Source organism: Rhodococcus maanshanensis NBRC 100610 (assembly GCF_001894865.1).
Classification (GTDB): domain Bacteria; phylum Actinomycetota; class Actinomycetes; order Mycobacteriales; family Mycobacteriaceae; genus Rhodococcus_G; species Rhodococcus_G maanshanensis.
In genome coordinates this window covers 1-19,303 of the sequence record NZ_BCXA01000018.1, presented here as the reverse complement: position 1 = coordinate 19,303, position 19,303 = coordinate 1, and the positions used below count along the sequence as shown (strand labels likewise).

17 protein-coding genes are annotated in these 19,303 nt (G+C 69.1%); 10 read left to right on the top strand and 7 right to left on the bottom strand.

What is annotated here, in order from left to right; translation table 11 throughout:
• Positions 1 to 43: 43 nt before the first annotated feature.
• Positions 44 to 1,042 (top strand): AraC-like ligand-binding domain-containing protein, encoded by a 999-nt coding sequence (locus RM1_RS09965; protein ID WP_072751145.1) that lies wholly within the window; start codon positions 44 to 46, stop codon positions 1,040 to 1,042.
• On the opposite strand, the gene RM1_RS09960 is transcribed toward RM1_RS09965, so the two are convergent.
• The gene (locus RM1_RS09960) at positions 1,018 to 2,553 is read right to left on the bottom strand and encodes a bifunctional 3'-5' exonuclease/DNA polymerase (RefSeq protein WP_072751237.1); all 1,536 of its coding nucleotides are present in this window, start codon (positions 2,551 to 2,553) and stop codon (positions 1,018 to 1,020) included. The two genes, RM1_RS09965 and RM1_RS09960, sit on opposite strands and share 25 nt — an antisense overlap.
• A gap of 43 nt (positions 2,554 to 2,596) precedes the next feature.
• On the bottom strand, positions 2,597 to 3,778 hold the full coding sequence (locus RM1_RS09955; protein WP_083576630.1) for a low temperature requirement protein A: 1,182 nt from the start codon (positions 3,776 to 3,778) through the stop codon (positions 2,597 to 2,599).
• A 208-nt stretch (positions 3,779 to 3,986) separates the two neighbouring features.
• On the opposite strand from RM1_RS09955, the gene RM1_RS09950 reads away from it, so the two are divergent.
• Together RM1_RS09950 and RM1_RS09945 are read left to right on the top strand one after the other, a co-directional pair.
• Entirely contained in the window at positions 3,987 to 5,255 is a 1,269-nt protein-coding gene (locus tag RM1_RS09950; protein ID WP_027500313.1) for an aspartate kinase, read from the top strand.
• A gap of 2 nt (positions 5,256 to 5,257) precedes the next feature.
• Positions 5,258 to 6,292, top strand: coding sequence for an aspartate-semialdehyde dehydrogenase (locus RM1_RS09945; RefSeq protein WP_027500314.1), 1,035 nt, complete (start codon positions 5,258 to 5,260; stop codon positions 6,290 to 6,292).
• 87 nt (positions 6,293 to 6,379) lie between these two features.
• Here the strand turns inward: RM1_RS09945 and RM1_RS09940 are convergent, their stop codons facing one another.
• Positions 6,380 to 7,300 (bottom strand): hypothetical protein, encoded by a 921-nt coding sequence (locus tag RM1_RS09940; RefSeq protein WP_072751236.1) that lies wholly within the window; start codon positions 7,298 to 7,300, stop codon positions 6,380 to 6,382.
• 114 nt (positions 7,301 to 7,414) lie between these two features.
• Positions 7,415 to 7,819, bottom strand: coding sequence for a DUF7144 family membrane protein (locus tag RM1_RS09935; protein WP_072751143.1), 405 nt, complete (start codon positions 7,817 to 7,819; stop codon positions 7,415 to 7,417).
• 286 nt (positions 7,820 to 8,105) lie between these two features.
• On the opposite strand from RM1_RS09935, the gene mscL reads away from it, so the two are divergent.
• The 7 genes from mscL to RM1_RS09900 all read left to right on the top strand — a co-directional run bounded on the left by mscL (position 8,106) and on the right by RM1_RS09900 (position 15,393).
• Positions 8,106 to 8,513 carry a large-conductance mechanosensitive channel protein MscL gene (gene mscL, locus RM1_RS09930; protein WP_072751142.1) on the top strand — a complete coding sequence of 136 codons (408 nt, stop codon included), beginning with the start codon at positions 8,106 to 8,108 and terminating at the stop codon, positions 8,511 to 8,513.
• A gap of 129 nt (positions 8,514 to 8,642) precedes the next feature.
• The gene (locus tag RM1_RS09925; RefSeq protein ID WP_072751141.1) at positions 8,643 to 10,019 is read left to right on the top strand and encodes a hypothetical protein; all 1,377 of its coding nucleotides are present in this window, start codon (positions 8,643 to 8,645) and stop codon (positions 10,017 to 10,019) included.
• Between the two features lie 44 nt (positions 10,020 to 10,063).
• Positions 10,064 to 10,639: a TetR/AcrR family transcriptional regulator gene (locus RM1_RS09920; protein ID WP_072751235.1), complete on the top strand. Its 576-nt coding sequence runs from the start codon at positions 10,064 to 10,066 to the stop codon at positions 10,637 to 10,639.
• Positions 10,636 to 12,144, top strand: a complete 1,509-nt coding sequence (locus RM1_RS09915; protein WP_072751140.1) for a flavin-containing monooxygenase — start codon at positions 10,636 to 10,638, stop codon at positions 12,142 to 12,144. Before RM1_RS09920 ends, RM1_RS09915 begins: the two co-directional genes overlap by 4 nt.
• 265 nt (positions 12,145 to 12,409) lie before the next feature.
• On the top strand, positions 12,410 to 13,885 hold the full coding sequence (locus RM1_RS09910) for a catalase (protein WP_072751139.1): 1,476 nt from the start codon (positions 12,410 to 12,412) through the stop codon (positions 13,883 to 13,885).
• A gap of 312 nt (positions 13,886 to 14,197) precedes the next feature.
• Positions 14,198 to 14,674 (top strand): Fur family transcriptional regulator, encoded by a 477-nt coding sequence (locus RM1_RS09905; protein WP_072751138.1) that lies wholly within the window; start codon positions 14,198 to 14,200, stop codon positions 14,672 to 14,674.
• 242 nt (positions 14,675 to 14,916) lie between these two features.
• Entirely contained in the window at positions 14,917 to 15,393 is a 477-nt protein-coding gene (locus RM1_RS09900) for a Dps family protein (RefSeq protein WP_072751137.1), read from the top strand.
• Between the two features lie 59 nt (positions 15,394 to 15,452).
• Here the strand turns inward: RM1_RS09900 and RM1_RS09895 are convergent, their stop codons facing one another.
• The 3 genes from RM1_RS09895 to RM1_RS09885 form a co-directional block, all read right to left on the bottom strand.
• On the bottom strand, positions 15,453 to 16,919 hold the full coding sequence (locus tag RM1_RS09895) for a pyridoxal phosphate-dependent decarboxylase family protein (protein ID WP_072751136.1): 1,467 nt from the start codon (positions 16,917 to 16,919) through the stop codon (positions 15,453 to 15,455).
• The gene (locus RM1_RS09890) at positions 16,916 to 18,271 is read right to left on the bottom strand and encodes an MFS transporter (RefSeq protein WP_072751135.1); all 1,356 of its coding nucleotides are present in this window, start codon (positions 18,269 to 18,271) and stop codon (positions 16,916 to 16,918) included. The genes RM1_RS09895 and RM1_RS09890 overlap by 4 nt, the downstream gene beginning before the upstream one ends.
• 165 nt (positions 18,272 to 18,436) lie before the next feature.
• Positions 18,437 to 19,303, bottom strand: an 867-nt coding sequence (locus tag RM1_RS09885) for an Ig-like domain-containing protein (protein ID WP_143187327.1), incomplete at its 5' end; no start/stop codon positions are given.

Genomic DNA, 19,303 nt, shown 5'->3' with positions numbered 1-19,303 from the left:
CCGCACAGAAGGTTCCTTTGTCGGGGGTGGGCAGGGGTGCGTAATGAAGGGGAAGTCTCTACCGCAGGCCGCGTCGCTGACGCAGCAGTTCACCGACGGCCTGCGGCTCAGTGGGCCGGAAGGACTCGAGGCCCTGTCGGCGGCGGCCGACATGGTGGCGATCAACCCTGACCGTTTCCGCGCTGTCATGCACTCGGCGGATTTCGGCTCGATCCGGGTGAACAGGCTTCGGACCTCGGCAGTTTCGGGGATCCGGGCGCCGGACCGGCTGGCAGACGACCACAGCGTGTACCTGTCGATGGTCTGCGTGCGGACGGGCGAGATGCGGATCCGGCAGAACCGCGTCGCCAGCTGCGTCGGGGCGGGCCAGATCGCCTTTGTGGACTTCGCCGCCCCCTTCGAGGTCGAGCTCTCCCATCACGGGGACTACGTCTTCGTCTACCTGCCGCACGACCTGCTGGTCGCTCGGTCCGTGGACAGCAGGACCCTCGTCGGTGCCGCGGTCCCCGCGTCGCCGCTCGGCGACACCATCGCCGCGGCGATCGAGAAGTTCGCGGCTACCGACGTGTGCGCCCCTGGGTCCGCGGAGGCGGCGCTGATCGAGCGCGCCATCCTCGACCTGTGCCTGGCGGTGATTCACCAGTCGACCGGCGATACCCAGGTTCGCGACGAGATCGGCATCCGAAACCGTGCGAGGGCAAGGGAATTCGTCGAGAGCAACTTCACCGACCCGCGGTTGACAATCGCCCAGGTCGCCTCGAGCATCAACGTCAGCCCCCGCTACCTGCAAAAACTGTTCGAGGCCGAGGAGTACTCGGTCTACGAGCTCATCCGGCGACGCCGGGTCCGGTGGGGCGTCGCCCTGCTGACCGATCCGGGCGCGGCGCACCTCACCATCAGTCAGGTGGCACTCCGCAGTGGCTTCGTGGGTCTGAGTCAGTTCAGTCGCGCGGTGAGGGACATCATGGGAACCTCGCCGAGGGGAATTCGGCAGCAAGCGGAACTGTCTGTGCCGCTTCAGGTCTCCAGTGGTTCGGCGTAGCACTCCCGCACCGCGACGTCCATCGGGAAGCGCACTCTCGTTTCGCCGAACAGCAGCCGGGTCGCGGCCTGCGTCGCGGCAAGCACGTGCGCGGTGGCGGACTCCGGATCGCGGCAGTGCACGACCACCTCGTCGTGCTGGAAGAACACCAGTTCGGCGGTGTCGTCGTCGGCGATCCGCCGCCTGAGTTCGGCCAGCAGGCAGAGCGCCCACTCCGCCGCCGTCGCCTGCACCACGAAGTTGCGGGTGAACCGGCCGCGCGCGTGCGCGTCGCCGCCGGACCACCAGCCCGCGTCCGGTGGCGGGCAGGCCCTGCCCAGCCAGGAGTGCACGACCTCGCCGCGTTCCCCCGCCCGCGCGGCATCCTCGACGAACTGCACCGCGACCGGAAAACGCTTGCGCAGCAGGGTCAACAGCGCTCGTGACTCTCCCGCGGTGGCCCCGTACAGGACTCCGAGGATCGCCACCTTCGCCTTCCCGCGATCGCCGTCGAACACCTCCGCGGCGACCGGGGCATACAGGTCGTCCGCACCCGCCGCGGCCACCATCAGCGGATCGGCCGACATGGCCGCCAGAATGCGGGGCTCGAGCTGCCCGGCGTCGGCGATGACGAAGGTGTGCCCTTGGTCTGCGATCACACTGGTGCGCAGTGCTTTCGGGATCTGCAGTGCCCCTCCGCCGCGGCTGGCCCAGCGTCCGGACACCACCCCGCCCGGCACGTAGACCGGCCGGAACCGGTCGTCTCGCACCCACGTGTCGAGCCAGGTCCAGCCGTTGGCGGCGTGCAGCTTGGCCAGGTCGCGATAGTGCAGCAAGGGCTCGATCGCCGGATGGTCGACGTCGCGCAGCAGGTAGGCGCGGGTGGAGGTGAGCTCGACGCCGTCGCGGGCGAATGCTTCGACCAGTTCGATGTGGGACGCGGGGTTGACCCGCCGCCCGAACGCGGCGCTGATCACCTCGGTGATCTCCCGAATCCTCTGCGGCACAGCATCGCCGGTGGTGCGCGGGCCGAGTGTGCGTTCGAGCAGCCGGTGGTGCTCGTGGGCGGAGAACGGCAGCCCGTGGTGGCTCATTTCGGCGGCGGCGAGAGCGCCAGCGGATTCGGCGGCGACCAGCAGCCGCAGCCGTGGATCGTCGCCGATCAGCGCGAGCTGCGCGTCGTGGTCGGCGACCACCGCCGCGGGGTCGAGGGGCGGTGTGGCGTCGAACAGGCCGGGGCGCTCGTCGGTAGGGGGCTGCGGGGAGACGGCCGGTCCGCCGGCCCGCACGCTCAGCAGCGCGCCGGTGAGCGCAAGGTCGTGGCAGCGCTGCACGCGTAGCCCGTCACGCAGCACGCCGGGATAGACGGCAGCGGTGTCCGCCCATACCCACCGTGGGTGCTCGCCCGGTTCGAGGGCGCGCACCGCGGCGGACGGGTCGGGAAAGGGGAGTGGGTCGCCCAGTGCTCGCCCGTGGTCGTCCGTGCGGATTGCCAGGGCGTGCTCGGGTCCCGGCACCAACACGATTCGCACGGCACCCAGTCTGCCGTGCGGGTGCGACAACGCCCGCGATCGGTCAGTGCTCGCCGTGCCGGATCTCGTCGCGGTGCTCGGCGAAGCGCACCGTCTCGAAGAGGATGAGGGCCAGCAGGACCGCGGTGAGCAACCCGAGCGAGGCCAGCGCGGGCAGGTGCCAGGCCAGCGGGATCAACGCCACGAGCACGACCGCGGTGGTGATTCGCCCGAGGTTGACCGGCCCCATCGTTCCGGTCACGTACGCCTTGAACCCGGCCAGCCCGAACAGGAAGAGCGCACCCCCGCCGAAGAGCGCCACCAGCGGGATGCCGTAGAGGGGGTCCGTGAGGGTGTGATGGCTCCCGTCGCCGACGTAGTTCAGCACCTTCTTCAGCCCGAGCGAGATCAACACGATGCCCATCACCATCGGCAGGTGCAGGAAGGTGTACCCGCCCCGCGCGAGCCTGATCTGCGTCTCGCCGGTGGCCGCGGAGAGGGCGCGCTCGGCGGCAAGGGTGGTGGTGTCGAAGTACGCCCACCACAGCAGCCCGCTGACGGCCAGCCCGAGCAGCGAGCCGGCGACGATCGGCCAGGAGATCGGCAGCGCGGTCACCCCGATGCCGATGGACACGATGGACTCGCCAAGCGCGACGATGATGATCAGCCCGTACCGCTCGGCGAAGTGGCTCGCAGAGTTCAGCCGCCAACCCGCGCCGCCGAACAGGGTGCCCAGGTAGTCGGCGACGAGGGCGGCCAGCCACATCAGGGTCTGCGCGGTGCCGGAGAGCTGGGACGCGATCAGCAGCAGGGTGGTGCCCGCGACCATGGACGGCACGAAACGCAGCAGCTGGCCGCGCAGCTGGGGGTCATCTGCGCTGGCCAGCCAGAACGTGGCCAGGTGCATCAGCCGGACGAAGAAGTAGCCGACGGCGAATACCACCGGGCCGGGGAGCCCGCCCGGCAGGTCGTCGAAGGCCTCGGGGATGGTCAGCGCGACGATGAACATCGAGCCCATCGCGAAGAACATCGCGACCCGCGCGAAACCCTCGTCGGCGCGGACCACGTTGGCCAGCCACGTGTAACCGATCCAGGACCACCAGAGCACGGCCATCACCAGCACGCCGCGCACCAGATTCCTGGCCGAGGTGTCCTCGGCCATCAGCGCCGTGACGCCGGTCAACGCGAAGACGAAGACGAGGTCGAAGAACAGCTCGAGCGGGGAGACGGAGGACCGTTCCTGCATTGCCTGCATATGGGTTCGCCTGGGGAATTCCACTCGGCTACTGTGCCACCACGAAAGGCCCTGCGCAGGGGGTCCGGGAGCACTAGTGTCCCGTCGGGCGGCCGGGCGCCGCCCGGTCCCCCTGGCTGACTGCGAGCGGGCCCGGTGTCGTCGGTAAGCTTGCCAACTGGACTTCGTACCCAGTTCCCAGATCCGGAGGTTGATTAGCGTGGCGCTCGTCGTGCAGAAGTACGGCGGATCCTCGGTGGCATCCGCCGAGCGCATCCGACGCGTCGCCGAACGGATCGTGGAGACCAAACGCGCAGGCAACGACGTGGTGGTCGTGGTCTCCGCGATGGGCGACACCACCGACGAGCTGCTCGACCTGGCACAGCAGGTCTGCCCGTCGGGTCCGCCGGCGCGCGAGATGGACATGCTCCTGACCTCCGGCGAGCGCATCTCGAACTCGCTCGTGGCCATGGCGATCCACTCCCTCGGCGAGGAGGCTCGCTCCTTCACCGGTTCGCAGGCCGGCGTCATCACCACCGGCGCGCACGGCAACGCGAAGATCATCGACGTCACCCCGGGCCGCGTCCGCGACGCGCTCGACCGCGGCTCGATCGTCCTGGTCGCCGGGTTCCAGGGCGTCAGCCAGGACAGCAAGGACGTCACCACCCTCGGCCGTGGCGGTTCCGACACCACCGCCGTCGCCCTCGCCGCCGCGCTGAAGGCCGACGTCTGCGAGATCTACACCGACGTCGACGGCATCTTCACCGCCGACCCGCGCATCGTCCCCGACGCGCAGCGGCTCGACACCGTCTCCTTCGAGGAGATGCTGGAGATGGCCGCGTGCGGCGCGAAGGTGCTCATGTTGCGCTGCGTCGAGTACGCGCGCCGCTACAACGTGCCCGTGCACGTTCGTTCCTCGTACACCACAAAGCCCGGCACCATGGTGTCCGGATCGATGGAGGACATTCCCGTGGAAGAAGCCATCCTCACTGGCGTCGCGCACGACCGCAGCGAGGCCAAGGTCACCGTCGTCGGGCTGCCCGACGTGCCGGGCTACGCGGCGAAGGTCTTCCGGGCCGTCGCCGAGACCGAGATCAACATCGACATGGTGCTGCAGAACATCTCGAAGGTGGAGACCGGCAAGACCGACATCACCTTCACGCTGCCGAAGACGGACGTGCCCGCCGCGGTGGAGAAGCTGACGGAACTGCAGGGCGAGATCGGGTTCACCCAGATCCTCTCCGACGAGCGGATCGGCAAGGTGTCGCTGGTCGGCGCTGGCATGAAGAGCCACCCGGGCGTCACCGCCACCTTCTGCGAGGCACTCGCCGAGGCCGGCATCAACATCGACCTGATCTCGACCTCCGAGATCCGCATCTCGGTGCTGGTCGCGGACGACGATCTCGACGACGCCGTGCGGGCGATCCACAAGGCATTCGATCTGGGCGGCGACGAAGAGGCCGTCGTCCACGCGGGAACGGGGCGCTAGAGATGACAACTGTTGCTGTGGTCGGCGCGACCGGTCAGGTCGGCGCCGTCATGCGCGCGCTCCTCGCGGAGCGCAACTTCCCCGCCGACAAGGTGCGGTTCTTCGCTTCGGCGCGCTCGGCAGGCACGAAGCTGCCGTTCCGTGGCGAGGAGATCGTGGTCGAGGACACCGCGGCCACCCCCGACGAGGACCTCAAGGGCATCGACATCGCGCTGTTCTCGGCGGGTGCGACGCTGTCCCGGGTCCAGGCCCCGCGGTTCGCGGCGGCGGGCGCAACCGTGATCGACAACTCCTCCGCGTGGCGCAAGGACCCCGAGGTCCCGCTCGTGGTGAGCGAGGTCAACCCGGAGGAGGCGAAGAACCCGCCGAAGGGCATCATCGCCAACCCGAACTGCACCACGATGGCGGCGATGCCGGTGCTCAAGGTGCTGCACGACGAGGCAGGCCTGCAGCGGCTGATCATCAGCAGCTACCAGGCGGTGTCGGGCAGCGGCCTTGCCGGCGTCGAGGAGCTGGCCACGCAGGCGCGCGCGGTGATCGACGACGTCGAGAAGCTGGTGCACGACGGCGGTGCCGTGCAGTTCCCGGAGCCGAACAAGTACGTCGCCCCGATCGCGTTCGACGTGATCCCCCTGGCCGGCTCGCTGGTCGAGGACGGCAGCGGCGAGACCGACGAGGACCAGAAGCTCCGCAACGAGAGCCGCAAGATCCTCGGCCTGCCCGACCTGCTGGTCAGCGGTACCTGCGTGCGCGTCCCGGTGTTCACCGGCCACTCGCTGTCGATCAACGCCGAGTTCGGGAACCCGCTGTCCGTCGAGCGCGCCAAGGAACTGCTGGCCCAGGCGCCCGGAGTGCAGCTCGTCGACGTGCCCACCCCGCTGCAGGCGGCGGGCGGCGACCCGTCGCTGGTCGGCCGCATCCGTCAGGATCCGGGTGTGCCCGGGGGTCGTGGTCTCGCGCTGTTCGTCTCCGGCGACAACCTGCGCAAGGGTGCCGCCCTCAACACCATTCAGATCGCGGAGCTGCTCGTCGGCTGACCGTCCGCCGAGTGTGCACCTCCCGTCGCATCGCCCGAGTGCGGGCGGCGGGAACTGCACACTCGCGGGCGGCCGCGCTGGTGACGGTCAGACCGCCTCGGCGATGCTGGTGTCGTTCGCCGCTTCGAGGACAGGCGCGGGACCGCGGAGCAGTCGCCCGATCCAGCCCTCGTCCAGGGCCAGGGCCTTGACGGTCGTCGCCGCCGCGACGACGACGCCCGACAGGACGAACATCCAGGTGATGGTGGTGAACACCAGCCCGAGCGAGCCGAACTTCTCCTGCGCGGACTCGCCGGCCATCGGTAGGTAGATCTGCCCCCCGATGCGGAGCAGGGCCAGCCCGAGCGCGGTCAGCGCGGCGGTGGCCCACAGCACCCGGCCCGCGAGCCTGCCCTCGGTGAGCAGGTAGGGCACGACGGACCAGAGCCCGAACCAGATGGCGAGCTCGGTGCCGAACGCCAGCGGCGGCCCGACCCAGTCCACCCCGGCCAGTTCCCGGGCCACGCTGAGCAGCGCAACCGACGAGGCGACCGCGAACAGCACCGCCACCCACCGCCAGCTGCCGCGGATGGAGAGGGTCGGGATGTTCCAGATCTTCCCGTAGAGTCGGCCCAGCGCTCGGGCGAAGGACGTCCCACTGAGGATGACCATCAGCATTCCGATGAAACCGAAGGTGGCGAACGTCGGGGTGCTCGCTTCGAGGGCGCCGGGAGCGATGGCGTACAGGTCCAGTCCGGACGGATCGAATCCGAGCTGTTCCGAGATGGTGTCGCCCACGCCGTCCAGGTTCCCGATGGTGCCGACCGCGATGATGACTGGCAGCACCGAGGTGAACTCCTGCGCGGCCAGCGTCATCGAGCGGTCGGCGAGCTCGATGTCCACGATTCCCTTGACGATCCGCGCCACCGTGCGCCCGGCCGAGGTCCGTTTCAGCCAGCCCCTTGCGGTCTGCTTCCGGACCTCCAGTGCTTCCCTGGCGAGGCTCACCGAGAGTTTCGAGGACTTCACGGTGGTCAAGTCAACGCGACCGCCGGAGCGGACTCCTCATCCGGGGTAGGTGAAAAAGGGTTCGCCCGCCGCCCGTCCTGTGGTGGGACGGGCGGCGGGCGTGGGTGGGGTGCGTCAGGCGGGGGTGCTCTGCGCCTGCGTCCGGTTCGCGGGCCAGCCGGCGGTGAGGCCCCAGATGACACCGATGTTGACGGCGATGATCAGGATCGACAGCCAGGGCTGGGTGCCGATCAGCGTGAGGTGCCCGATCGCGTTCAGCAGCGCGAGGGTCACGCCGAACACGCGCGCCCAGGTGGCCCCGGCCAGCAGCGCGCCGCCGCCGACGACGAGGAGCACGCCCCAGACGATGAGCACCCATCCCCACCGGTCGTAGTCGAGGATCAGCATCTTCTCCTCCCCGACGAACAGCCGGGTGGGCGCGGTGAGGGAGGCGATGCCCTCGACCGCGTTGAAGGTGCCGATCATGATCAGCATGAGGCCGGCGAATACGCCCCAGCCTCCGGGGCTCTTGTCGTCCATGGGTTCCTTCGGTGAGGTGTCGGTCGGGTGACGGATCAGAAGATGAGCGCGACGAGGATCGGTGCCGCGGTCAGGGTGATCGCGACGAGCGAGATGATCGCGACGGTCTTGACGGCCGTTTCCTGTCGGTTGTGGTCATTGGACATGCCGCTGACGGTAGGGCCGGGAACCGGCGGTCCGCGTCATCCGCGCAGGGTGAGATGGGCCGCGGAATCGTGTACGGTGCCCTGCCGACCGATATCGTTCCGTCGAGTCGGGTTGATTTCCTCAACGAAAGGACCATCAAGTGCTCAAGGGATTCAAGGAGTTCCTCCTGCGGGGCAACGTGCTGGACCTCGCCGTTGCAGTCGTGGTCGGCGCGGCCTTCACCGCGATCGTGACCGCGTTCACCGAGAACATCGTGAACCCGTTGGTCGCGTCGTTGGGCGGTTCCAACGAGATGGGCTTCGGCTTCCAGATCACCGACAGCCCCGAGACCTTTGTGAACCTCGGCGCGGTCCTGAGCGCCGTGATCAACTTCGTGCTCATCGCGGCGGTCGTCTACTTCGTGCTGATCGTCCCGTTCAACTCGGTCAAGGAACGCTTCATGACGGAGGAGGAGAAGGAGGCGACGGACATCGAACTGCTGACGGAGATCCGGAACCTGCTCGCCGACGCCAACGCCGACGCCGCCTCGACCCGGGTCGAGTCCTAGCCGTTCGTCGCTCGCGGCGTCCCTGACCCTGGGGTCGGGGACGCCGCGATTGTCTGTCTCCTCATCCGGTGCGGGTGAGATTGCTGATCGGCGCTGTCGAATCGGCGCCCGAGGCCGCATGCTTTTTCCATGACCGACGAAGCGAAGCCGCTCGATGCCGACGAGCGGGCGGAACTGATCCGCCTGCGCGCCCAGGTCGCCGAGACCGAGCGCGCCCGGGCAGCCGGGGCCGAGGTCGCCAAGCGACGCGGGGCCGGCGGCGCGCTGCGCTGGACCGCGTCCGGCCTCCTGATCGTCCTGGTCGCGGTGCTGCTGCTGACCTCGGTGCTGGCGCGCTTCACGCGGAGCGAGATCCTCGACACCGACCGATACGTGGCGACCGTGGCGCCGCTCGGCTCCGACCCGGCCGTGCAGGACGAGATCACCAACCAGGTGACGCGCCAGATCTTCACCAGGCTCGACGTGGAGAAGGCGACGCAGGAGGCGCTGACGGCGCTGACCGAGAACGCGCCGCGGGTGCCGCAACAGGTCGTCGGCCTGGCCCCGGTGATCGCAGGCCAGGCCGAGGGTTTCATCCGGGACACCGTGCACTCGCTGGTGAGCAGCGACCAGTTCGAGAGCGCGTGGATCGACGCGAACCGGATCGCCCACGAGCAGCTCGTCGCGGTCGCGACCGGCGAGACCGGTGTGGTCGAGATCGACGAGAAGGGCACGGTGAGCGTGCCGCTCAAGGCGATCCTCGAGACCGTCAAGGAGAACCTCACCGAGCGCGGGTTCGCCTTCGCCGACAAGATCCCCGAGGTCGACGCGAGCTTTGTGATCTTCCAGTCCGCCGACCTCGTGAAGGCGCAGAAGGCCGTCAACGCGCTCGACAAGGCCGCCACCTGGCTGCCGTGGCTCGCGGTGCTGGCGGCGATCGGGGCGGTGTTCGCCGCGCCGCACGGCAGGCGGCTGCGGGCCCTGTCTCTGGTGGGGCTTGGGGCCGCGATCGCGATGGCGCTACTGGCCGTGTCGGCCCACATCGCCCGCGCGGTGTACATCGACGACATCCCCTCGGATGTGCTGTCCCCTGCGGCGGCCGCGGCGGTGGTGGACGCGGTGGCCGCCCCGCTCAAGACGATGGTGCGTGCCTGGTTCCTGACCGGGATCGTCGTCGCGCTGATCGGCTACCTGACCGGAGGGTCGACCTCCGCGCTCGCGGTGCGCCGCGGGTTCACGCGGGCTGTCGACAAGATCAGGAAGACGGGGGAGGGCAGGGCACCGAGCCAGCTCGAGGTCTGGACCGCGCGACTGCGGGTGCCGCTGCGGGTGGCGATCGTCGCGATCGCCGTCGCGGTGCTGGTCTTCTGGACCTATCCGTCCGGGGCGGTGGTGTTCACGATCGCGTTGCTGGCCCTGCTCGCGCTGATCGCCGTCGAGGTGCTCGCCCGGCCGGGAGTGGCCGCGGCCGTGGCGTCGTCGCCTGAGGTCGAGGGGGCCTCGCCCGAGACAGAGAATCAAACTTAGCGACAGTCTGGACTGTTTTTAATTCACCCACTAGCGTGCTCGGTGTGACCCAGGACACCGAGCAGGGCCCGCGCACGCAGGCGCAACGAACGGCGGCGACGCGGGCGAAGCTGCTCGACGCGGCGATCACGCTGCTCGTCGAGGTCGGCTATGCCCGGACCAGCACCCAGGAGATCGCGCGCAGGGCGGGGGTCTCCCGCGGGGCGCAGCTGCATCACTTCCCGACCAAGGAATCGCTGGTGGTCGCGGCCGTCGAACATCTGGTGGAGAAGCGTCTGGCCGAGATCTTGGGCGCCAGGCCCGATCCCGACCAGGGGATCGAAACCCTCGTCGACGCGTTCACCGGTCCGCTGTTCTACGCCGCCCTCGAGCTGTGGGTGGCGGCACGAACCGATCCGGGCCTGCACGAGGCGATGATCCCGCTCGAGCGCAAGGTCGGCGACGCCCTGCGGCTGGGCAGTGCCGAGATCATGGGCGAGCGGATGAGCGTGGACTCCATCGACCTGAGCATCGAGTTGGCCCGCGGACTCGCCGTCTCGGCGCTGTTCCGCACCCCCGAATCCGACAGCGAACTCCGGAACCGGCTGCTCCCGGCATGGAAGGGCCTGGTGGCGAAATGACGGCCACACCGAGATCGCCGGCGCTGCCGGACCATGTCGCCGTGCTGGTGGTTGGCGCCGGGTTCGCGGGACTCGCCGTCACCGAGCGCGTGCTGCGTGATGATCCGGCCGCCGACATCCTGGTCATCGAGCGGGCCGCCGACCTCGGCGGAACGTGGCGCGACAACACCTACCCAGGGTGCGCATGCGACGTCCCCACGGCCCTGTACTCGTTCTCGTTCGCGCCGAGTCCGGACTGGAGTCACACCTTCGCCAGGCAGCCGGAGATTCAGCGCTACCTGCGGAAGGCCGCCGCCGACACCGGCATTCGTGATCGGATACTGACCGGGTGCGAACTGCTCGAGGCGTCGTGGGACGACGACGAGGCGCGGTGGCGGGTGCGCACCACTCTTGGTGAGCTCACCGCGCAGACCCTCGTCGCCGCTACGGGTGCGTTGTCCACGCCGAGGCTGCCGGGCGTGCCGGGAATCGAGACATTTCGGGGGAGGGTTTTCCACTCTGCCACCTGGGATCACGACTACGACCTGACCGGGAAACGGGTAGCGGTGATCGGCACCGGTGCCTCCGCCGTGCAGTTCGTGCCGGAGATCGCCGATCGAGTCGAGCGGCTGACCGTGTACCAGCGCACACCCGCGTGGGTGCTGCCGCGCGGCGACCGCACGCTCTCCCACCTGGAGAAGCGGCTCTACCGTCGTATTCCGCTCACGCAGAAGATGGTTCGGGCGACTGTCTACACCTTCCGCGAGGGGTACGTTCTCGCGATGGCCAAGGCGCCGCGGCTGTTGCCCGCGTTCCAGTTGGTGGCCAAGGCGCACCTGCGGCGGCAGGTTCCCGACCGGGCGCTTCGACGCAAGTTGACGCCGACGTTCACGATCACCTGCAAGCGGGTCCTGCTGTCCAACGACTGGTTGCGTACCCTCGCCCGCGACGATGTGGACCTGGTCGATTCGGGACTCGTCGAGGTCACCGAGGGTGGCGTCGTCGACGGAGCCGGCACGCAGACCGAGGTCGACGCGATCGTCTTCGCCACCGGATTCTCTCCCACCGAACCGCCCGTGGCGCAGCATCTTCGGGGCCGTGACGGGCAGACACTGGCTCAGCACTGGGCGGGAAGCCCGCGGGCATACCTGGGCACGACCATCGCCGGTTTCCCCAATCTGTTCCTCATGTACGGGCCCAACACGAACCTGGGGCACAGCTCCATCGTCTACATGCTCGAGTCGCAGGCGGCCTACATCAACGGTGCGCTGGCGCACCTCGCCGCGGACGGTGGCGAGGCCGTCGAGGTTCTCCCCGCCGCGCAGGCGCGATACAACGAGCGGATCGCCGACCAGCTGGCGAGCACGGTCTGGAATACCGGTGGATGCTCGAGTTGGTACCTCGACAAGGAGGGGCGCAACTCGGTCATGTGGCCCACCTTCACGTTCCGATATCGCTCCCGGACAAAGAGATTTGACGCCGAGAACTACCAGACCCGGCGCGCGGTGCGGGCGAGTGTCGGATGAGAAATCGAGGTGGATCGTGCCAACGCCCGCCGTCGTGCAGAGGTCCCGACAATTGGTGGAATCGGAATTCGTCCCTTTCGCCATTTCTTGCCTTGTTCGGGGAAAGATGTTCCAGTGGGACGGGGTGACCGAGTCACAGCCCCAACGCCGCGCAGCCCACGTCGCGGTGGGTCGCCCCTGCCCGGATTGGAAATTCTGACCGAGGTCCACAGCCGAGTGCGTGCTGATGCCGCAAGGCGCGGAGAGTAAGGAAGGGATCCACTAGATGAGCAATGGCATTGATCCGCAGCACACCAAGGGCGCCGACGAGAAGCTGACCACCGCGGTCGGTGCACCGGTACCCGACAACCAGAACGTCGCCACTGCAGGTCCGCGCGGGCCGCAGCTGCTGCAGGACGTCTGGTTCCTCGAGAAGCTCGCCCACTTCGACCGCGAGGTCATCCCGGAGCGGCGCATGCACGCCAAGGGCTCCGGTGCCTACGGCACGTTCACGGTCACCAACGACATCACCCAGTACACCTCCGCGAAGATTTTCTCCGAGGTCGGCAAGAAGACGGAGCTGTTCGCGCGGTTCTCGACGGTGGCGGGCGAGCGCGGCGCGGCCGATGCCGAGCGCGACATCCGCGGCTTCGCCGTCAAGTTCTACACCGAGGAGGGCAACTGGGACCTCGTCGGCAACAACACCCCGGTGTTCTTCTTCCGCGATCCGCTGAAGTTCCCGGACCTCAACCACGCGGTCAAGCGCGACCCCCGCACGAACCTGCGCAGCGCCAACAACAACTGGGACTTCTGGACGAACCTGCCGGAGTCGCTGCACCAGGTGACGATCGTGATGAGCGACCGCGGCATCCCGGCCTCGTACCGGCACATGCACGGATTCGGATCGCACACGTTCAGCTTCATCAACGCCGAGGGCGAGCGCTTCTGGGTGAAGTTCCACCATCGCGTCCAGCAGGGCATCAAGAACCTCACCGACGCGGAGGCCGCCGAGCTCGTTGGCAGCGACCGCGAGAGCCACCAGCGGGATCTGTTCGATGCCATCGAGGCGGGCGACTTCCCGAAGTGGAAGCTGTGCGTGCAGATCATGCCGGAGGCGGACGCGGAGAAGGTGCCGTACCACCCGTTCGACCTCACCAAGGTGTGGCCGAAGGGCGACTACCCGCTGATCGAGGTCGGCGAATGGGAGCTCAACCGCAACCCCGACAACTACTTCGCCGAGGTCGAGCAGGCCGCGTTCAACCCCGCGCACGTGGTGCCCGGCATCAGCTTCTCGCCGGACCGGATGCTGCAGGGCCGGTTGTTCTCCTACGGCGACGCGCAGCGTTACCGGCTGGGAGTGAACAACTTCCAGATCCCGGTCAACGCGCCTAGGAGCCCGGTGCACAACTTCCACCGGGACGGCGCGATGCGGGTCGACGGCAACCAGGGCGGATCGCTGCACTACGAGCCCAACAGCTACGGCAAGTGGCAGGAGCAGCCGCAGTACCGTAACCCGGCGCAGGCGGTCGGCGCGGTCGCGGATCACTTCGACTACCGCGAGGACGACGACAACTACTTCTCGCAGCCGCGGGTGTTGTTCAACAACATGAGCGACGAGCAGAAGCAGGTGCTGTTCGACAACACCGCGCGCGCCATCAACGGCGCCTCGGATCAGGTCGTGCAGCGGCACATCGACAACTGCACCGCCTGTGACCCGGCCTACGGCGAGGGTGTCGCGAAGGCGATCAAAGCCCTGAGCTGACACCGAGCGCGACAAGTCCGCCCGGACCGGGAGCCCCCGGTCCGGGCGGACGCGTCTCCGGGGACATTCGGCGAGGTCACCTGCCCGATCCGTGGCCGGGGAACAAATTCGACACCGCACCCGTTGAACCCCTCGTCGACGTCCGGACATGCCCCGGGCCTCACCCCTTTAGTCGCTTCGAGCGACCACTCGCCGAGAGGCGCCTGTGGGACGTCGACCCGGAGGGCCGCCCGATTTGCCGGGCGGCCCTTCTCCGTCGTCGCCCGCCCGATCTTTTCTTGACGTGTTCCAGGACCGGCGCATACTGGGTGCATGGGGCACGGAGGCAGTCACCTCGACCCCCGGGCGCAGTTGCGCGCGGCGGGGCTCCGGGTGACCGCGCCGAGAGTTGCCGTGTTGAATGCAGTTGCTGCGCAACCGCATTCGGATGTCGAGCGGGTGGCGGCCGACGCGCGCCGAGAAATCGGTTCCGTGTCCACTCAGGCCGTGTACGACGTCCTGAAGGCCTGTGTGGCTGCCGGGATTCTCCGCCGAATCGAACCGGCCGGTTCGCCCGCCCGGTTCGAGACCCGAACCGGAGACAATCACCACCATCTCGTCTGCCGCGGCTGTGGCGCGGTGTTCGACGCCGACTGCGTGGTCGGTCGAGCCCCGTGCCTGCAACCCTCTGACACGCACGGCTTCGCGATCGACGAGGCCGAGGTCGTGTTCTGGGGGAGCTGCCCGCAGTGTCAGGCGGCAGCGAGCGAGAAATCGTCTCAGGCTCACGAGCCCGAGGGGCGGCCATGAGCACGTCCCGTCGAATGCCATTCCCGGAGTGGGTTTCTCGAAGGAACTTTCCCCATCATTTCCCGGCGGAGGCGAGGAGTCGAGGGCCTGCGGTGGAATGGTTGCCGTTTCGTTCCGTGGACGTGCCCTTCGCCACATCCGGGAACTGACGCGCGGGCCGGTCGTTGAGAGTAGTGAGGGCGGGTGGCAGCATCCACCCTCGCTACGAAACCGGATGCATACGAAACCGCAGGAGTGAACCAATGACCACCAGCCCCATTGTCAGCACCCTCGACGCCGGCCAGCAGCAGATCGCGGGGGAGGCCCTACAGGGCACCGTCGTCGATCTGATCGACCTGGGACTCATCGCCAAGCAGGCGCACTGGAACGTCATCGGTCGAAGTTTCCTGTCAGTACACCCGTCGCTGGACGAATTGGTTGCCGCCGCACGTGATTTCACCGACCAGGCGGCCGAGCGTGCCACCGCGGTCGGGGTCAGTCCGGACGGCCGCTCGGCCACCGTCGCCGCGGACGCGGGGACCACGGGCTTCGGGGCGGGCTGGACCAAGGACACCGATGTGGTCGACGCGATCGTGGCGAACCTGGCCGCGGTCATCGAACGCCTCCGCGCCCGCATCGAACTCACGGAGAAGGCCGACCCGGTCACCCAGGACCTGCTCATCGCCATCACCGCGCGGCTCGAGCAGCTGCACTGGATGTGGCAGGCGCAGGGGGCGTAGCCCCGTGCGCGCTTGACGAGTCCTGACCCTCGTCAAGCGCGCACAGGCGCCGCAGGCGCCTACGCCATGAACCGCGCGAGGAACTCGATCAGCAGTCGCTCCGCCACCGGCTCGGGCAGCGCCTCGATCAGCGCCAGCACCTCGGCGAGCGGGCCGTCCAGTCCGCCGCCGGGCTCGAGCCCCACGAGCGCGAGGACGGCGGCGCAGTTGTCGCTGGTGAGGTCCTCGGGCCGGATCTGACCGGCGGCCGCGACCACGTCGGCGGGCGCCTGCGCGCCCGGCACGCCGCGCACCGAATCGGCCGCCTCGGCCAGCGCGTCACACAGCTCCACGCTGACCCGCTCGGTGACCGGCGTGAGGGTCAGGTGGGTGGTGCGCGGCAGCAGGGTGCCGTCCGACTGGGTCCGCCCCGGCTGCGGCTGCAGGGTCCAGCCGAGGTCCTTCGCGGCGTCCGCCCAGCGGTGCGGGTCCACGCTGCGCTCGGCGGCCACATCGGGGTCGGCGGCCACGGCGAGCAGCGGGCCGATCGGGTCGCCGACGACCCGGAGCCCCTCGATGCCGTCGATCGCCTTGTGCACCTGCTCGGCCGCCCGCGCGATCTGCCCGGTCAGTTCGGCGAATCCGGCGCGCCCCAGCGTCTGCGACACCGCCCAGCCCGCGGCGATCGGCATCACCGTCCTGGAGCCGAGGATGGTGGGGTTGACGACGGCGTAGCCGGGCCAGGCGCTGGTCGCGAACCACTGGCGCCGGTGCCGGTCGCGGTCCCGGTAGAGCAGCACCGACACCCCCTTCGGGGCATAGCCGTACTTGTGCAGGTCTACCGAGACGCTCGCGACGCCCGGCACCCGCAGGTCCCAGGCGGGGCGGTCCTCGGCGCCCGGCCACCACGGCAGCACCCAGGCCCCGATGCAGCCGTCGACGTGCACGGCGACACCTCGGGCCGCACAGACTTCCGCGATCTCCGCGATCGGGTCAAGGGCGCCGTGCGGGTAGGACGGTGTCGACGCGACAACCAGCGCCACGGTCTCGTCCAGCGCGGCGGCCACATCCTCGGCGCGCAGCCTGCAGGTGTCGGGGTCCACCGGCAGCACCCGCAGCCGCAGGTCCAGGTAGTGCGCCGCCTTGATGAACGCGGCGTGCGCGGTGGATCCGATCACCAGGGTGGGCCGCGCCTCGCTGCCGGTGCTCGCGCGCCAGGTGTCGCGGGCGGACTTGACCGCGAGGATGCAGCTCTCGGTGCCGCCGCTGGTGACGCTGCCGACGACGTCGGGCACTCCCGCAGCCAGCACGTCTCGGGCCATCGCGACGAGGTCGCGCTCGAGCGCCGCGACGGAGGGGAAGGTGGTCGGGTCGAGTCCGTTGAGCGGCTGGGCCTTTCGGGCCGCCTCGGCCGCCACCTCGTGCAGTTCCGCGATCCCGGGGTCGTAGACATAGGACAGCAGGTGCCCACCCTCGGTCGGGGAGTCCGCCTTCCTCAGTTCATCGAGCCGGGTGAGCACCTCGGCGGTGCTGCGTTCGAAGATCACTTGCCGCTCCTGTTCTGTTCCTCGGCCGCCAGTCGGTATCCGCGCAAGGCCACCAGGCTCGCGGCCACCAGCACCGCGGGCACGGCGGCGAGAGCGATCACGATCCCGGTGATCGCCCCGTCGGACTGCGCGACGGGGTGGTCGGTGGTCGAGGAGACGAACCCCGTCACGGCGAGGATGGCCAGCACGACCGCGGGGCCGAGCGCGAAGCCAAGGGTCTCCGCGGCGGTCCACACCCCGCTGAAGGCGCCTGCGCGCACGGATCCGGTGGCGGTGTTCTCGTGGTCGCTGATCACGTCCGGCAACATCGACATCGGCAGCATCTGCATCCCGGCATAACCGATCCCCGCCACCGCCACCACCGCGTATACCCACGGTCCCGGGGCGGCGATCAGACCGAGCATCGCGACCGAGGCGCCCAGGAACAGGCCTGACGCCAGGAAGTACGCGCGTTGCTTACCCCACGCCCGCACCAGCCGGATCCACATCGGCATCACCGCAAGCGCCGGTGCGACCAGGGCCGCGAACAGGATCGACACCGCGCCCTCGGAGTCCAGCACGTAGGTGGCCGCGTACTGGGCCGAGCCGAGCATGCAGCCGATGGCCAGCGCCTGGAGCGCGAAGGTGCCGAGGAGGGATCGGAACGGGCCGCTCGAGCGCACGGCGGCGAGGCTGTCGGCGAGCCCGTGGCCCGACGATGTCTCGACCGGGGTGTGATCGACGCCGACGCTGCGCGGTGCGATGCGCCAGGCGCCGAGCATGCCGAGCCCGAGGGTCAGGCCGGCGATCACGCCCATCAGCAGGTATCCCGTCCTGCCGCCGCCGCCGAGTTCGCGCAGCGCCGGGCCGCCGGCACCGAACAGCAGGATCGCGACGGCGAGCACCGCGACGCGCCACGACATCAACCGGGACCGCTCGTGATAGTCCTCGGTCAGCTCGGCGGGCAGCGCGATGTACGGAACCTGGAACAGGCCGAAGGCGATCGCGGAGAGGACGAATGCCGCGGTCACCCAGAGACAGCCGACGAGGGTGGAGGCGCCTGCGGGCACCGCGAAGGTGAGCGCGAAGAACACCGGCAGGGCCAGCGCGCCGAGGAGCAGGAACCGGCGTCGGGTCCCGGTGCGGGCCGCGTCGGCATCGCTGCGAGAACCGATGTACGGGTTGATCAGCACGTCGAGCGCCTTGGGTGCGAACACCACCAGCGAGGCCACAGCGGCGGCCACACCGAGCGTGTCGGTGAGGTAGTAGGCGAGTACCAGCCCGGGCAGTGTGGCGAAGCCTCCGGTGCCGACCGAGCCGAGCGAGTACCCGGTGACGGTCGATCTGCTCAGCCGTGGGGGAGCCATGGTCATCCGGCCAACATAGGTCATTGCCGCGGCCCGCGAGAGGGTTGTGCTCAGGGAGAATTCGCCTGCCCGGTGGTCGACTGCCGGACGCAGGTGATTCACGTGAAACCTCGACCAGGACTGACGACGAACGCCCCCACCTGGCGGGTGGGGGCGTTCGTCAGTGTGCCGCTAGGAACCGAAGATGCTGCCGAGCGAACCGAGGGATCCGGTGCCGCCCGGGTTGCCGCCGCCGGAGACCTTCACGGTCGACGCGCCCGACGTCGACTCCTTGAATCCGGTTGCGCCGCTGTAGACGGCCTTGATCTGGCGGTCACCGGTCTGGGTGAACTTGTACGACAGCGTGGCCTGTCCGTTGACCACGTCGACCGCCTCACCGATCGCGGTGTTGCCGTCCATGAAGGTCACGGTGCCCGAGGTCACCGCCTCGCCGGACTCGGTCTTCACCGCTGCCGACAGGTCCACCGGCGTGCCCTTGGTGGCCGTGCCGGGGGCGGTCAGCGTGGTCACCGTCGCGACCTCGACGGGCGCCGGGTCGGTGACCGTGACGGTCTGGGCCTGTCCGGTGGAGCCGTTGAAGTTCCCGTCGCCGCTATAGACCGCGGAGATGGAGTGCGCTCCGGTGGTGGTGAACGTGTGGGCCAGCTTCGCGCCACCGTCTACCAGCCCGATCGGGCCGCCGATGTTGGTGCCACCGTCCTTGAACTGCACGGTGCCGCCTGCGGCGTTGTTGCCCTCGTTGTCCTTCACCAGGGCCCAGAGGTCAACAGAGTCACCGGTTTTCGCTTCTCCGGGGACATTGAGCGTGGTCACGGTGTCGACGATGACGGGGTCGGTGGAGACCTGGACGGTCGAGGCCGTGCTGGTGCTGGTGTTGAACCCGTCGGCGCCGCTGTAGACGGCCGTGACCGGGTGCGCCCCGTCGGTGGTGAAGGTGTGGTTCAGGGTCGCGGTGGCGCCGTTGAGGGTGATCGGGCCGCCGATGTTGGTGTCGCCGTCCTTGAACTGGACGGCGCCGCCGCTGGGTGCGGGGGCGAT